Source organism: Pseudomonas glycinis, from assembly GCF_054871425.1.
On the sequence record NZ_JBTYHF010000004.1, the window covers coordinates 23,443 to 38,594 of the forward strand.

The 15,152-nt window shown below is 59.5% G+C and carries 14 protein-coding genes; 6 read left to right on the forward strand and 8 right to left on the reverse strand.

The genetic code is table 11. From position 1 onward, the window contains the following. Positions 1-12: 12 nt before the first annotated feature. The 6 genes from ACYSTU_RS10570 to yaaA all read right to left on the reverse strand — a co-directional run bounded on the left by ACYSTU_RS10570 (position 13) and on the right by yaaA (position 8,715). Complete coding sequence (locus ACYSTU_RS10570) at positions 13-1,494, reverse strand: alginate export family protein (protein ID WP_498998200.1); 1,482 nt, start codon at positions 1,492-1,494, stop codon at positions 13-15. Further along, a complete protein-coding gene (algK, locus tag ACYSTU_RS10575; RefSeq protein WP_410056012.1) occupies positions 1,491-3,008 on the reverse strand; it encodes an alginate biosynthesis TPR repeat lipoprotein AlgK in 1,518 nt (505 codons plus the stop codon). The genes ACYSTU_RS10570 and algK overlap by 4 nt, the downstream gene beginning before the upstream one ends. A 15-nt stretch (positions 3,009-3,023) precedes the next feature. Further along, positions 3,024-4,193, reverse strand: a complete 1,170-nt coding sequence (locus tag ACYSTU_RS10580; RefSeq protein WP_024011680.1) for an alginate biosynthesis protein Alg44 — start codon at positions 4,191-4,193, stop codon at positions 3,024-3,026. A 35-nt stretch (positions 4,194-4,228) separates the two neighbouring features. Beyond that, the gene (gene alg8, locus ACYSTU_RS10585; RefSeq protein ID WP_161806094.1) at positions 4,229-5,710 is read right to left on the reverse strand and encodes a mannuronan synthase; all 1,482 of its coding nucleotides are present in this window, start codon (positions 5,708-5,710) and stop codon (positions 4,229-4,231) included. 99 nt (positions 5,711-5,809) lie between these two features. Next, positions 5,810-7,126 carry a nucleotide sugar dehydrogenase gene (locus ACYSTU_RS10590; protein ID WP_016771595.1) on the reverse strand — a complete coding sequence of 439 codons (1,317 nt, stop codon included), beginning with the start codon at positions 7,124-7,126 and terminating at the stop codon, positions 5,810-5,812. Positions 7,127-7,935: 809 nt separating this feature from the next. Next, the gene (gene yaaA, locus ACYSTU_RS10595; protein WP_498998214.1) at positions 7,936-8,715 is read right to left on the reverse strand and encodes a peroxide stress protein YaaA; all 780 of its coding nucleotides are present in this window, start codon (positions 8,713-8,715) and stop codon (positions 7,936-7,938) included. A 364-nt stretch (positions 8,716-9,079) separates the two neighbouring features. On the opposite strand from yaaA, the gene ACYSTU_RS10600 reads away from it, so the two are divergent. Continuing rightward, on the forward strand, positions 9,080-10,156 hold the full coding sequence (locus ACYSTU_RS10600) for a polysaccharide deacetylase family protein (RefSeq protein WP_498999093.1): 1,077 nt from the start codon (positions 9,080-9,082) through the stop codon (positions 10,154-10,156). Between the two features lie 177 nt (positions 10,157-10,333). Here the strand turns inward: ACYSTU_RS10600 and ACYSTU_RS10605 are convergent, their stop codons facing one another. Beyond that, the gene (locus tag ACYSTU_RS10605; RefSeq protein WP_264364559.1) at positions 10,334-10,480 is read right to left on the reverse strand and encodes a hypothetical protein; all 147 of its coding nucleotides are present in this window, start codon (positions 10,478-10,480) and stop codon (positions 10,334-10,336) included. Positions 10,481-10,494: 14 nt separating this feature from the next. On the opposite strand from ACYSTU_RS10605, the gene ACYSTU_RS10610 reads away from it, so the two are divergent. From ACYSTU_RS10610 to ACYSTU_RS10630, 5 genes are all read left to right on the forward strand, one after another. Then, on the forward strand, positions 10,495-11,889 hold the full coding sequence (locus tag ACYSTU_RS10610; RefSeq protein WP_024011685.1) for a PhoH family protein: 1,395 nt from the start codon (positions 10,495-10,497) through the stop codon (positions 11,887-11,889). Between the two features lie 240 nt (positions 11,890-12,129). After that, a complete protein-coding gene (gene moaC / locus ACYSTU_RS10615) occupies positions 12,130-12,603 on the forward strand; it encodes a cyclic pyranopterin monophosphate synthase MoaC (protein WP_264364560.1) in 474 nt (157 codons plus the stop codon). Then, on the forward strand, positions 12,600-12,842 hold the full coding sequence (locus tag ACYSTU_RS10620; RefSeq protein ID WP_016771591.1) for a MoaD/ThiS family protein: 243 nt from the start codon (positions 12,600-12,602) through the stop codon (positions 12,840-12,842). Before moaC ends, ACYSTU_RS10620 begins: the two co-directional genes overlap by 4 nt. A 2-nt stretch (positions 12,843-12,844) precedes the next feature. Further along, positions 12,845-13,297: a molybdopterin synthase catalytic subunit MoaE gene (gene moaE, locus ACYSTU_RS10625; RefSeq protein ID WP_016771590.1), complete on the forward strand. Its 453-nt coding sequence runs from the start codon at positions 12,845-12,847 to the stop codon at positions 13,295-13,297. A 279-nt stretch (positions 13,298-13,576) separates the two neighbouring features. After that, entirely contained in the window at positions 13,577-14,353 is a 777-nt protein-coding gene (locus ACYSTU_RS10630; RefSeq protein ID WP_498998229.1) for an ABC transporter substrate-binding protein, read from the forward strand. Positions 14,354-14,454: 101 nt separating this feature from the next. Here ACYSTU_RS10630 and ACYSTU_RS10635 read toward each other — a convergent pair whose 3' ends face one another. After that, positions 14,455-15,081 carry a helix-turn-helix transcriptional regulator gene (locus ACYSTU_RS10635; protein ID WP_498998233.1) on the reverse strand — a complete coding sequence of 209 codons (627 nt, stop codon included), beginning with the start codon at positions 15,079-15,081 and terminating at the stop codon, positions 14,455-14,457. Between the last annotated feature and the right edge of the window lie 71 nt (positions 15,082-15,152).

Consider the following 15,152-nt stretch of genomic DNA (forward strand, 5'->3'; position numbering starts at 1 on the left):
TGGCGGTTTGCATCAGAAGCGCCAGATCACGTCAATGAATGCGCGGTGCATGTAGGAATCAACCTGGCTGCCATAGGCATCGCCCGGTTTGAACACACCGCCACGGAAACGCACCAGTGCCGAAGGCTCGTCGATCGACTGGCTCAACGCCGCCGGCAACAGGCCTTGCTTGAAGTACTTGGTGACGACCAGGTCCATTTCCTGACCCAGGTCCTTGTTGCCATCTTCAAGCGGCAAGGATGTGCTGGAGAGGATTGCGCCGGTGACGTCGTCGGTGTTGTTTTCCACCGCATTGATGCCGTTGCTGCCGACCGGCTTGTTGCCATCGACACGCCAGAACTTGTGGTAGATCAGGCTGGCGTCGTACTCGTCGTTGACCATCCACGAACCGAATAGGGTGGCGGTCTGCATGTTGTTCATTTCGCCACGGAACGCTTCGCCGAAACGGTGCACGCGCGAGCGGGTACCGGTGTAGTTGGAGCGGTTGCTCTCCAGACCGTTCTGTTCGTAATCGGCACTGGCGCGGGCGTAGGCACCGCCGACTTGCCACTGCGGATCGAGGCGCAGACGCACGCCGACGTCGGCTGCCCAGCCGCTGATGTCATCGCTGCGCTTGGCTTGTGTCGGGCGCGTGCCATCGGCGTTCAGCGCGTTGACCGTGTCGCGGTCGCCGCTCATGCCGGTGATGCTGCCCCAGTAGTTGACGGTGTTGGTGTTGCGCCAGTTGTAGGCGTCGCTGTCGGCAGTCAGGCCGATCCAGCTGATGTCGCCGTTCTCGGTCTTGTCCAGCGAGTCGCGCGGTACGCCCGGCTCGGCGTAATCGAGTTTGCCGTCATCGTGAGTGTGGTGGCCGCGAATGCCGACCCACTGCCCTGGCGTCCACTGGTAAGCGGCGTCGGCGTAGGCGTGCAGGCGATCCTTGTCTTTCGGTGCCAGCTCTTTCAAGTCGGTGCGGTATTCGCTGAAACGCTCGGCAACACCGGCATTGGCGCGCAGCAGTGTGGTATCGAAGGTCCAGTTCAGCGCTTCGATGTTGGTGTCGCGCCATTGGCCGTCGTCATTGCGCAGACGCTGACGACCGAACTTGAGAATCTCGCCCGGGTACGGGGTGAGGCCGCTGTAGCCGACCCAGAACTCGCGCATCGCCAGGTAGTTCTTCTTGGTTTTGCGATCACTGTTGTCGGTGGCTTGTTCACCGTCGGATTGTTGCAGGGTGTCGGTCTCGATGATGTCGGTCGAGGTTACCGCCTGACCCATCGCGTAGGCGCTCCACGCGCCGCTTTCGCCGTAGATCCACGGACGCAGGTCGAGGCCCACGCCATTGACGTCGCCGCCGCCGGCAGTGCCGAGGTCACGGTCGTCTTCGGACTGGCCGGTGAGTTTCACTTCCAGACCGAAGTTCTTGGTTTCGGTCATCGCAGCCAGTGTCGGGCAAGACCAGATCAGCGCGAAGGTGAGGCCAATACCGGCCTTCACGAATGGGTTCAGCTTCATAGTTTTTCCTCGCCGTCTTCTTCTTGCAGGGCGTGCAGTTGCAGCGTGTTCGAGTTCAGGGCGCCACGGCTGGCCTGTTCCTGTTGCAACAGGCGGCGGGCTTCGGGCAGGCGCTCGGGCGGCAGTTGTGCCTCGAGGGTCGCTGCCAGTTCATCGGCTTGCGGGGTGTTCTGCGCCTTGGCCAATTGGCTGAACACGTAGGCGTTCAGCGGGTCGGGCTTGGTGCCCTTGCCTTGCGAGAACAGCTGGGCGATGGCGAAGTCGGCACTGTTCTGGCCGTTGCGCGCAGCGGTCAGCAGGTGGTCGAGAGCCTTCTGCGGGTAGACCTTGCCCAGGTAGCCACGACGGTAGATCTGGCCGAGGTAGTAGTCGGCGGCCACTTCGCGGCCAACGGCTTTCTGGAAATGTTCCTCGGCGACTTTCGCGTCAGCCGGGACCATTTTGCCTTCGTAGTAGACCTTGCCCAGCAGCAGTTCGGCGCGCGGCTGGTCGGCAGCGCGGCCGTTGTCCAGATACTTCATCATCTGGTCGACGTCGCCCAGTTCGGGGAAGTCGTAAAGCAATTGCGCGAGGGTGACCCACGACGCCGGGTAGCCGGGAGCGATCGGCTCGAGCAGCGCCTGCGCGGTTTTTTCGTCGGTCTTGCCCAGGGTCGAATCGGCCAGCACGCGGGCCACCGAATCGACACGCTGCGCGGTGACGGTGCCACGGCTGTAACCGGCCTGCATCTGCTTGATCAGCTCGGCCTGTTGCTCCGGCTGGCCACGTTTCTGATAAACGGTGGCCAGTTCGACGTAGCAGATGTCGGTGGTGTTGAGCGCGGCCTTGCAGATTTTTTCCACGTCATCCAGATGCTGGTCGTAAGTGCCCTGGGTGCGATACAGCAGCACTTGCGCCAGACCCGCTTCCGGGTAACCGGATTTGCGCCACTGATCGATCTGCTGCTGAGCGTTGATGTTGGGGAAGCTGTGCGGGTATTGCAGATACAGCATCGCCAGCGGGATCAACGTGTTGCCTTCGCCATTGGCGGCGGCTTTTTTCAGCAGGGTTTCGGCTTCGTGGTGCTCGGCTTCGGTGGAGCCCGGCTTGGCCACCAGCAGACGACCCAGACGTGCCTGGGCACGCGGCGACACGCTGGCCGCTGCGCGGTAAGTCGCTTCGGCCTGTTTCATCTGCGCCGGGTCACGGCTGTCGACCTGGATATCGGCCAGGCCGACTTGCGCCTCGCTGTAACCCAGATCGGCCAGTTGCTGGTAATTCTGCGCAGCGGTGGCGGTGTCGCCACGCTTGAGCGCTTCGTTGGCCAGACGCTGATCGGGCAGCCCGGCGCAACCGGCTAGAGAAACTGCTAGTGCCAGCGAGCACACCATCAATCCCATGTGGGAGCGACGGTGCGGCGATCCGACCTGCTCGCGAAGCAGTCGACTCGGTACTTCAGACAAACCGCGCTGGCCCTTTCGCGAGCAGGCTCGCTCCCACAGGGTCGGCGGTGTGTTCAAGTTATGCGTAGTCACAGGCATGTCCTCGACTTAAAGACCGGCAGCCATGGCTTTGTCGATCAGCCAGTTCAGGTTCGGGCCACGGTCGCTGTTCACTTCCACCGGGCGGCCGGCCAGGCTGCTGTCGAGCGGCTCGTCAGGCTGGATCTGTACGCGAATGTCGGAGGAAAGGTCGGCGCTCTTCAGGCTGGTGCTGCTGACGATCTTGCCGGTGCGGGTCTTGTCTTCGCCGGCGATCTGGAAGCTCACCGGAGTGCCCGGACGAACGTCGCCGAACTGGCGATAGGAGAAGCGTGCTTCAACGTTGGCCTGGGTGTTGCGCGGCACCAATTGGAAGATCACGTCGCCCTTGCTCGCGTACTGACCGTCAGCCACCAGTTGCTGGGCCACGGTGCAATCGCACGGCGAGGTCAGAGTGCCGGTCATTTGCTTGCCGAACAGTTCTTCAACTTTGGCCGGGGCCAGTTGGTCTTCGGCCAGATGGCCCTTGAGTACGTCGAGCATGCTGGTGCTGAAGGTCGCCAGCGGTGCGCCTTTGGCGGCAACGCCGTCGGACTTGACCAGGCTCTGCACGGTGCCGTCACGCGGCATTGTGATGTTCATCCCCGGCACGCTGACCAGACCGGCCTGGGCGTGGCTGACGAAGTACATGCCGTACACCGACTTGAAGATGAAACCGGCAGCGACCAGGCCAACGGCGAAAATACCGGCGCTGAAGGTCACGGCTTTCAGGCGGCCGAACGGGGTCATGCCGGTGTCGTTGGTCTTGTTCTTGCGCGCCTTGGTGAAGTTGTCGCGCTGCAGCGTCGCCAGCACTTCGCCGATGCTGACGATGTCGCCGGCCAGGTGCGAAGTGATCAGGTGGCGCAGGGTGGAAATGTCCTGCGGCTCGAGGTTCTGGAACTGGCAGCCGGCGCGGCCGGTGGCACGATCGAAGGAACGCACCTGCAGTTCAACGTCCATGGCCAGGCCGAGGTTGTCGATGACAAATTGCAGACGCGCCTTGTACACCTCGCCGATGGTCAGCGGCATCTGCCCGGCGTTGAACGCCAGACCGCCAGCCGACAGATCGAGGACCCGCGCTTCGAGCGGCGTCCGGTCAGGGCCGAAGAAACGCAGCTTGGCCGGGATTTTCACGCGAGCGTGCTGGCGCTGGGCTTCGGATTCATGCACTACGTTGACGTTGACGGCGGTATTCATAGGGGCGATTTCCTTGTTAATTCAATAGGAGCGGGTCAGACCATCATCAGCAGCACGGCGACAAAAATGCTGCCGGCGGAGAAGGTCATGGTCCGAGACGACCAGGTGTTGAACCAACGTTGAAAGCTGGCGAGATCACGGGTCAGGGATGTGGGCTGGCGAGTCCAGGATTGTTGGTCGAGGCGGAAGAACACGTAGATCTTCACCAGGGCGCCAACGATCTGGTTGTAATACAGAATCGCCGGGTAAGCAGGGCCGATGCGGTGACCGGAACACGACAGCAACAGCGTCAGGATCAGGCGGGTGATGCCGATCCACAGCAGGTACACGAGGATGAACGCGGTGCCGTACTTGAAGCTGGCGATCAGTGCGACGGTCAGGCCGAGCAGCGAGGTCCACATCGACACGCGCTGGTCGAACAGCACCACCGAGGTGAATACGCCGAGGCGGCGGATACCCAGACCCAGTGCACGGGAGTTCTGGCGCAGGTTGTTGCCGTACCAGCGGAACATCAGCTTGCGGCTGGCCTTGATGAAGCTCTTTTCCGGCGGATGCTCAACGGTGTTGATCGCGGCGTCCGGCACGTAGAAGGTGTCGTAACCCAGGCGCATCAGGCTGAACCAGCTCGACTTGTCGTCACCGGTCAGGAACTTGAAGCGGCCCAGACGCCAGTGTTGCAGCGAGTCGCTTTCAACGTCGGCGATGAATTCCGGATTGGTCACCACGGAGGCTTTGAATACCGACATCCGACCGGTCATGGTCAGTACGCGCTTGGACAGGGCCATCGAGCACATGTTGATGTGGCGCTGGGCGAAACGCAGCTTGTGCCATTCGCTCATGATGTAGCCGCCGCGCACTTCGCAGAACTCGTTGGTGGTCAGGCCGCCGACATTGCCGAACAGCTGGAACCACGGCACGGTCTTGCGCACGACGCCTTCGCCGAGCACGGTGTCGCCGTCGATCACGGCCACCACGGCACGGTCGTCCGGCAGGTGGCGGGAGATTGCGCGGAAACCGAAGGCCAGACCATCGCGCTTGCCGGTACCGGGAATACGCACGAAGTCGAGCTTGACTCGCTCCGGCGGATTCATCCGTGCCCACAGCGCCTTGACCAGCAGCTCGTCGGACATTTCCACGATCGAGCAGACAATGGTGGTCGGCAGTTCGCAGTCGATGGCTTCGCGGATCACCGAGCTGTAGACCTGCGCGGTGGTCAGCGCGTCAATACGAAAGCTCGTGACCATCAGAAACACATGCGACGGATCGGCCGCTTTACCCAGCTTGCGTACTTTGCGACGCAGGTGCGGGTAAACGATGTAGAGAAAAATCATGCCGCGCACAAAGTGCGTTGCACCCATCGAGTAGCGCCAGATACCCACGGCGCCAATCAGGAAAATGAAGTCCTTCGACTCGGAGTCGAATGTGGACGTGGGCAGCATCAAGGCCAGGCCCATCAGCAGACTGAGATAAAAAAGCCAGCCGGCTGATTGCAGAAAAAAATGTTTGAGCTTGGTCATAACCGTCATCCGAAGGTAAGGGAAGCTGCAAGTTGCAAGCTTCAAGCTGCAAGCCAATCGCGTTGACTTGCAGCTCGACGCTTGTCGCTTGGGGCTGCGTTACCAGCAAATGCCTTCGGTGCGGCTACCGGCGCTGGTGGCCTTGGACATGAAGCCCACCAGGTCGATGACTTGCTTGCCCTGCGGCGCTTCCTGGGCCAGCGAACGGAATTTCTCGTCGCGGTTGCCGAGGATGATCACGTCGGAGTTGTCGATCACCGAGTCGAAGTCGGAGTTGAGCAGGGACGACACGTGCGGAATCTTCGATTCGATGTAGTCCTTGTTCGCACCGTGGACACGGGCGTATTCGACGTTGCTGTCGTAGATGCTCAGGTCGTAACCCTTGCCGATCAGCATTTCCGCCAGTTCGACCAGCGGGCTTTCGCGCAGGTCGTCGGTGCCGGCCTTGAAGCTCAGACCGAGCAGGGCGACTTTGCGTTTTTCATGGCTTTCAACGATGTCGAAAGCGTTCTGCACTTGCGATTCGTTACTGCGCATCAGCGAGTTGAGCAGCGGCGCCTCGACGTCCAGGGAACCGGCGCGGTAGGTCAGGGCACGCACGTCTTTAGGCAGGCACGAACCGCCGAAGGCGAAGCCCGGGCGCATGTAGTACTGGGACAGGTTCAGGGTCTTGTCCTGGCAAACCACTTCCATCACTTCACGGCCATCGACGCCGACGGCTTTGGCGATGTTGCCGATCTCGTTGGCGAAGGTCACTTTGGTCGCGTGCCAGACGTTGCAGGTGTACTTGATCATCTCGGCAACGGCGATGTCCTTGCGGATGATCGGTGCGTCGAGTTCTTCGTACAGCGATTGCAGAACGTCGCCTGAGGCGGTATCGAACTCGCCGATGACGGTCATTGGTGGCTGATCGTAGTCAGCGATGGCGGTGGATTCGCGGAGGAATTCCGGGTTGACCGCAACGCCGAAATCGACGCCGGCCTTCTTGCCGGAGCAGTCTTCCAGAATCGGGATGACCACATTGGCCACGGTGCCTGGCAACACGGTGCTGCGCACGACGATGGTGTGACGGGTGGTTTTTTCACGCAGGACAAAACCGATCTCGCGGCACACAGCCTCGATGTAGTTCAGTTCCAGGTCGCCGTTCTTTTTGCTTGGCGTGCCGACGCAGATCATCGACAGGTCGGTATCACGAATCGCCTCGGCGAAGTTGGTCGTGCCGCGCAGACGACCGGTCTGGATACCCTGTTGCAGCAGTTCGCCCAGGCCTGGTTCTACAATCGGCGATTTGCCGGCGTTAATCATGTCGATCTTGTCTTTGGCAACATCGACGCCAACTACGTCATGGCCCCGTGCAGACAGGCAACCGGCACATACTGCGCCAACGTAACCCAAACCAAATATGCTGATGCGCATCGCAATTACCTCTGTATATATCAGGCCTTAGAAGGCCGGAGTTAATGGTGTTCAGCGGTCACTAGTGCACTCGGAAGTGCGGCTTACAGGCGCCACAATGCCGTGTGCAGGCATACAAAGTTCCGAGTGTCTAATAAGTGCACTCAAGATGTGCGTAACTAGGCCTTGTTGTTATGACTTGCCCTGTTATGCAGCCGATCTTCCGTGCGGGAAGACTCTAGTGCAGTCGTGTAGCCTGCTCGACGTCCGGTAGGGAGCCGGTAAATCAAGCAGTTAGGTGCTCAGGCGAGCACGTTTATAGGGGCGCGGCCTTGGCCTTTGTAGGGGATATTAATGGTGCGTATCTCCTGTCCTTCGATTGTTTTGAGACTAGTTAGTCACTCAGGCAAGTTGCTGTGACAACTTGGTTACATGGCTATCAGCTCTGCGTAAGTTATCTCGTACAAACTCGGCGAGAATCGTTACCGGTGGTATGAGCAACGCATTTGGACATAGTTCCAGCCCGCTCATCGTGCCAGCCGAAATTTTTTGAAATATTGATGAAGATGGCACTGGGTGCAAATTGATAGCACTAACGATTTCGCCCTTTAGTTATCGGGACGAAACCGGGGTCGATAGTTTTGTGCCACTACGGGTAAAAAATTTAGGTGCCACTACTGAAAAAAAACTTCAGTGTCGAGTGAAACTAAAATTAGAAAATAGAGTGTGGTTTTATTGGCGCCATGAATTTGGCGATATGTCGCGAGGGGATTTTGACTTCGGGCGGACTGCACGACTCCTGAGGAAAAGAGTCGTGCAAAGGGCATGCTTTATTCCGGGGCGTGGTCGCGCAAAAACACCAGATTGTCAGGTTTCGATTGTTCGGCGCTGTAGCGATAACCCTGGACATCGAATTGCTTGAGCTGAGCCGGGTCGTTGATGCGTTCCTGGATCACAAAACGGCTCATCAGACCGCGCGCTTTCTTCGCGTAGAAACTGATGATCTTGTACTGGCCGTTCTTCTGATCCTTGAACTCGGTATTGATGATCCGCGCCTTCAACGCGCTGCGCTTGACCGCGGAAAAGTATTCGTTGGATGCAAGGTTGAGCAGTACGTCATCGCCTTGCTCGGCCAGCGCTTCGTTCAGCCACTCGCTGATGCGCGTGCCCCAGAACGCATACAGATCCTTGCCACGGGCGTTGGCCAGTTTGGTGCCCATTTCCAGGCGATAGGGTTGCATCAGGTCCAGCGGCCGCAGCAGGCCATAAAGGCCAGAGAGCATGCGCAGGTGCTTTTGCGCGTAATCGAATTGCGCCTCGCTGAAGGATTGCGCGTCGAGGCCGGTGTACACATCCCCCTTGAATGCGAGCAGCGCCTGCTTGGCGTTCTCTGGGGTGAAGGCGGGTGTCCAACTGCCGAAACGCGCGGCGTTGAGGTCACCGATCTTGTCGGACACGTGCATCAACTCGCTGATCTGCGCCGGACTCAGCTCGCGCAGCTGCTGGATCAGTTCCTGGGAATGGTCGAGGTACTGCGGCTGGGTAAAGCGCTGGGTCGCCGGCGGTGTTTCGTAGTCGAGGGTCTTGGCGGGGGAAATCACCATCAGCATGAAGTCGTCTCCTTTAATCGTGGGGGCGATTCTAGGGGGTTGTCCGGGTTGACTCCAGCTATCAAGCCCATAGGTGATCGACGGCTTAACTCAAACCCCTTGTGGGAGCGAGCCTGCTCGCGAAAGCGGATTTACATGATCGTTCCCACGCTCCGCGTGGGAATGCAGCCCGTGACGCTCTGCGTCACAGTCGTCGGACGCGGAGCGTCCGGGGAGGCGTTACCACGCAGAGCGTGAGAACGATCATCCGTGGCATAGGGGGAACAGGACAGGATCAGCTATAGTGCCGCGCGGGTTTTGTTATGGAGACATCCCTTTGCGCATTGTTCTTATATTCACCGCGTGGCTGCTGAGCTTCGGCGCCATGGCGGCGCCCGGCGATGCGGCGACGCTGGATCGCACGACCTGGCCGGAGCAGCTCAGCAATCCGACCCTGTTCGACGTCGCGTCGCGGGCGGAAATCCTCATGTTCGCTCGCGGCCTGCTCGGCACCGAGTCCATCGACGAGGCGGCACTGGCCCAGCGCCTGGGCCTGCGCACGGTCAATATCGATGCGGTCAATCAGCTGCGCCAGCGCCTCTGGCAGCGCTTGCTCGCCAACTACAACCACGCCCAGCAAAGCTGCGATCAGGACGCCTCGTTCTGCTTCCTCGTCGAAGATCTGCCGACCCTGCGCGAGCAGGCGGCCAAGTTCGTCGTCAGCGACGACAGCTATTACACCAAGTGGGCCGAGCCGAGCCGGATCTTCCATTTGCAGTACCTCGACGAGCTGATGCGCAAGGCCGCGCTGTCGCCCCAAACCAGTAACGAATTCGATCGTTTCGGCGACTACGAGCGCAACGGCGACGACATGCACGACCGGCTGTTTCTGCTGACGTTCGACAGCGCCGCCAACGTGCAACCGGACAACACCGACTGGCTGACCGAGTACCTGCGAAAATCAAATCTGAGCGCAACGTTCTTCGTCCTGGGCAAGGATATTCAGGCGCGACTCGCTGGCCGTTCGGTCAGCAGTCTGCAGGCGAGTTTTTCCCGGCAATGCGTAGGCGTGCAGGGCTGGGAGTTCCGCTCCCACAGCCATTGGCAGGACTGGCAGGATTCGGTGCGACGCAGCGCCGATCTGGTGAAGAACAAACTGCCGGAAAACTACGTGCCGCTATTCCGTCCGCCGGATGGCCAGCGCCGCAGTGATGCACAAGGTTTCTTCAACAGCCAGGGCCTGCAAGTGGCACTGTGGGACATCGATGCCCAGGACGGTGCCGGCAAGCTCAAGGGGCCGGCGAGCGCGCAGCGAGTGTTGACCCTGATGCTGCTGTGGCGGCACGGGGTGATCAATTTCAACATGAAACAGGATGCGGTGAAGACATCGCTGCCGTGGCTGATCACACAGACTGCGCAGAGCGGCATTGGCTGGGAAGACTGTCAGGACGCGTTTCGTTGAGAAACGACAAAAAGCCCGGAAACATTGGGCTTGGGGTGATTTTCAGGAGGAATTCGATGCAGGCGGACTTCCGACTTTAGCGGGGTACGGGGAGTCCGCCAAGGGCTTTTCGTCACTCTGCAAAATAAACTTAAAAAAACCGTCAAAGTGCTTTTTTATGTCATCGGTTTTGGAGTATTACGAAGACAGACCGCCGAAACCTGCAACACAGGTGGCGTCTTCCCAGACTCCTATTGTGTGCAGTTCATCCAGGCCCTCGTGGATGAATTCGGCAGTCACCTCGAGGCGCAGCACTGTCAAGGTATTGCGTCGAATGGCTCCCATAAAGGTGACCGAGTATGGATGATCACGGACGCAGCCCTTCCTCCAACCAGCCAATCCTGTATGTACTCGATACCAACGTATTGATTCACGATCCAAATGCCCTGCTGAATTTCGAAGAACACCACGTCGCCATCCCGATGACCGTGCTGGAAGAGCTGGACAAGCTCAAGAGCGGCCATCACAGCGTGGCCGCCGAATGCCGTCAGGCGATCCGCCTGATCGACAAGACCCTGGGCGATGCGTCCCCCGAGGACGTCGAGCTGGGTGTGCCGATCCAGCGCGGCAAGGGCGGGCCGAAAGGCTTGCTGTCAATTCTGATGAGCAAACAGGCCGAGTCGAACCTGATTCTGCCCGAGCACCTGAACGACAACAAAATCATCAACCAACTGATTGATCTGCATACCCGCGATCCGCAGAAACCGGTGGTGCTGGTCACCAAAGACATCAACATGCGCCTCAAGGCGCGCGCCTGTGGCATCGACGCCGAGGACTACAGCACCGACCAACTGGTCGATGACGTGTCCCTGCTGCCCAACGGCTACCACAACATGACCGGCTCCTTCTGGGACCGCGTGAGCAAGGTCGAAACCCGTCAGGACCACGGCCGCACCTGGCATCAGGTGCAACTGATCGACAACTTGCCGGCCGTGCACATCAACGAGTTCATCATCGACGAGCAGGGCTTTGTCGGCTGGATCAAGGAAATCCAGGAAGACCGCCTGCTGATCCTCGACCTGCATCAGGAACCGCTGCTGCATCAGGAGGCCTGGGGCCTGAAGCCGCGCGACATCTATCAGAGTCTGGCGCTGTATGCGTTGCTTGACCCGGACATTCATCTGGTCAACCTGTCTGGCGCCGCCGGTTCCGGTAAGACCATTCTGGCGCTGGCCGCTGCGATCGAGCAGACCATGGTCAGCAAACGTTATCGCCGCATCATCGCCACCCGCAGCGTGCAGGGCCTGGACCAGGAAATCGGCTTCCTGCCCGGCACCGAAGCGGAAAAAATGGAGCCTTGGCTGGGCGCCATCACCGACAACCTCGAAGCCTTGCACATGGATGACGAAAACACCCATGGCAGCGTCGACTACATCCTCAGCAAAGTGCCGTTGCAGTTCAAATCGCTCAACTACATTCGCGGTCGCAGCTTCCAGCAAAGCCTGATCCTGATCGACGAATGCCAGAACCTCACGCCGCACCAGATGAAAACCATCATCACCCGTGCCGGCGCCGGTTCCAAAGTGGTGTGCCTGGGCAACCTGGCGCAGATCGACACCCCTTACCTGTCCGCGACCAGCTCCGGGCTGACCTACCTGACCGAACGCTTCAAGGACTTCCCCAACGGTGTGCACATCACCCTGCAAGGGGTGCCTCGCTCGATCCTGGCCGAATACGCCGAATCGCATCTGTAACCCTTCCCACAAGACCGGGCGGCCCTTAAAGCCGCCCGGTTTTTTTATGGATGAATGCATATCTCCTGTGGGAGCGAGCCTGCTCGCGAATGCGGTGTATCAGTCGACATCTATAGTGAATCTGAATCCGCTTTCGCGAGCAGGCTCGCTCCCACAGGGGGCAACGGTGATTTCATAATCAGTGATGCGGATATCTGACCCACAGGTTTACAATCCACGCTCCTGATCAGGAGTAATCCCGTGCTGACTCATCTCGATTCCCAAGGTCGCGCCAACATGGTCGACGTCACTGAAAAAGCCGTGACGTTCCGTGAAGCGACGGCTCAAGCGCTGGTGCGCATGCTCCCTGAAACCCTGCAGATGATCGTCGGCGGCGGCCACCCCAAGGGCGATGTGTTCGCCGTGGCGCGCATTGCCGGGATTCAGGCGGCGAAGAAAACCAGCGATCTCATTCCCCTGTGCCATCCGCTGATGCTGACTGGCGTCAAAGTCGAACTCAGCGCCGAGGGTGAGGACAGCGTGCGTATCGTCGCGCGCTGCAAGTTGTCCGGGCAGACCGGTGTCGAGATGGAAGCGCTGACCGCCGCCAGCGTCGCCGCCCTGACCATTTACGACATGTGCAAAGCCGTCGACCGTGGCATGACCATCGAAAGCGTGCGGCTGCTGGAGAAAGTCGGCGGCAAGAGCGGCCACTTCCAGGCGGAGCAGCCATGAAACTGACCGTGAAATTTTTTGCCCGCTACCGTGAAGCGCTGGGCGTGGATTCGGTTGCGGTTGAAGGCGATTTCGCCACCGTCGATGACGTTCGCGCACTGTTGGCACAACGTGATGGCGCCGAAGTGCTGAGCGAGCAGAACCTGATGTGCGCACGTAACGAAGACCTCTGCCAGCTCGATGAGCCGGTGGTCGATGGCGACGAAGTGGCGTTTTTCCCCACCGTGACCGGAGGCTGAACATGGCGATTCGCGTGCAGGCCACGCCGTTCGATCCGGGCGCTGAAGTCAATGCGATGCACGCGGCCAATGTCGGCGTTGGCGCGGTGGTGAGCTTTGTCGGTTACGTGCGCGATTTCAACGACGGTCTCGACGTGGCCGGGATGTTCCTCGAGCATTATCCGGGCATGACCGAAAAAGCCCTCGGCAAGATCGCTGTCGAAGCTGAGCAGCGCTGGCCGCTGTTGAAACTGGAAGTGCTGCACCGCATCGGCGCGCTGGAGCCGGGCGAACCGATCGTCTTCGTCGGCGCCGCCAGCGCCCATCGCCAGGCCGCGTTCGATGCCTGCGCCTTCGTCATGGACTATCTGAAAACCCGCGCGCCGTTCTGGAAGAAAGAAAATACCAGCGATGGACCACGTTGGGTCGAAGGGCGGGACAGTGATCATGCCGCCGCCGATCGCTGGAAAAAGTAATTCCTGTAGTGCCCCTCAGTACGCCTTCGCGAGCAAGCTCGCTCCCACATTGGATCTGTGTCGTTCACAAATCCAATATGGGAGCGAGCTTGCTCGCGAAGGGGCCATCTGTAACGGCAAAAACCTCGCAGACACTCTCTTCTCGCGGATTGACGGTTTGTACCTATAAGTCCAATATGGATTTCCAAGTACAAAAAAGCTTCTGTCTTGCAGCTATCAGCTTGCCGCTTGTAGCTGCTCTTCTTCGCCAAACCAACAACAACCCGCGAGAGAACGAACATGAAGAAACTCCCCCTCATCACCGGCCTTGCCTTCAGCTTGCTGGCCTGTACCAGCACCTTTGCCGCCGAGAAAACCTTGCGCATCGGCATTGAAGCGGCCTACCCGCCATTCGCGTCGAAAACCGACAAAGGTGAAATCGTCGGTTTCGACTACGACATCGGCAATGCCCTGTGTGCGCAGATGAAGGTCAAGTGCGTGTGGGTTGAAGGTGAGTTCGACGGGCTGATTCCTTCGCTCAAAGTAAAGAAGATCGACATGGCGCTGTCGTCGATGACCATCAATGAAGATCGCAAGAAGTCGGTGGATTTTAGCCACAAGTATTACTTCACTTCTTCGCGTCTGGTCATGAAGGAAGGCGCGACGGTGGATGATCAGTACGCCAGCCTCAAAGGCAAGAACGTCGGCGTGCAGCGCGCGACCACCACTGATCGTTACGCCACCGAGGTGTTCGAACCCAAAGGCATCAACGTCAAGCGCTACGGCAACAACGAAGAGATCTACATGGACCTGGCGGCGGGGCGCCTTGATGCGATTTTTGCCGACACCATTCCGCTCAATGACTTCCTGTCGATGCCGCGCGGCAAGGGTTACGCGTTTGTCGGGCCGGAGCTGAAGGATCCGAAGTACGTCGGCGAGGGCGCGGGGATTGCCGTGCGCAAGGGCAATGCTGAGCTGGTCAGCCAGTTGAACAGCGCCATCGACGGGATTCGCGCGAATGGCGAGTACCAGAAGATTTCCGAGAAGTATTTCAAGACCGATATCTACGGCGATTGATCAAGCGCTTTCGCGAGCAGGCTCGCTCCCACAGGGGTAACGCATTCCAAATGTGGGAGCGAGCCTGCTCGCGAAGAGGCCAGTGCTAGCGATGCAAATCCTCAGCCCTTCAATTCCTTCAAATGCTTGTACACCGTCGCCCGCCCCATGTTCAGCACATTGGCCACGTAGTTCGAAGCGCTCTTGCCCTTGAACGCGCCCTCGGCGTGCAGGGCCAGCACCAGTTCGCGTTTGTGATCGCGGGTCAGCAGGTTCAGGCTCAACTGCCGCTCGCGCAACCAGGCGTGGAGGAAGGTGTTGATGCGCTCCTGCCAGTCATCACGGAACAGCGAGTCCGGCTGCGGAATCAGTTTGCTCGGCGAGAGAAACAGATCCAGCGCCGCCTTGGCGTTCTCGAACAGGGAAATATTCAGATTGATGCACAGCACCGCCAGCGGACGACCTTCGCTGTCACGCAGCACGGTGCTCAGGCTGCGAATTTTCTGGCCGTCCCAGTTGAGCTTTTCGTACGGGCCGATGTTCCTGTCGCTGACATCCTCGCTGAGCATGTCTTCCAGCGACGAGTCGTCGCCGATTTCGCGCTTGGACAGGTTGTTGGCGATGTAGTCGACCTTCTGCGTGCGCAGGTCGTGCAGCACCAACTCGGCGTGGGGGAAGAACAGCGTGGCGATGGCGTCGGCGATGGCGCGGAAGTTATCCAGCGCCGGATCGAATTCGGGGGCAGTCATGACAGTGGAGCTCCAGGCAGCGTCAGCGCCCCTTGTGCCGGGGCGCTGCGAGTGTGCCGCAATCTTTTCGA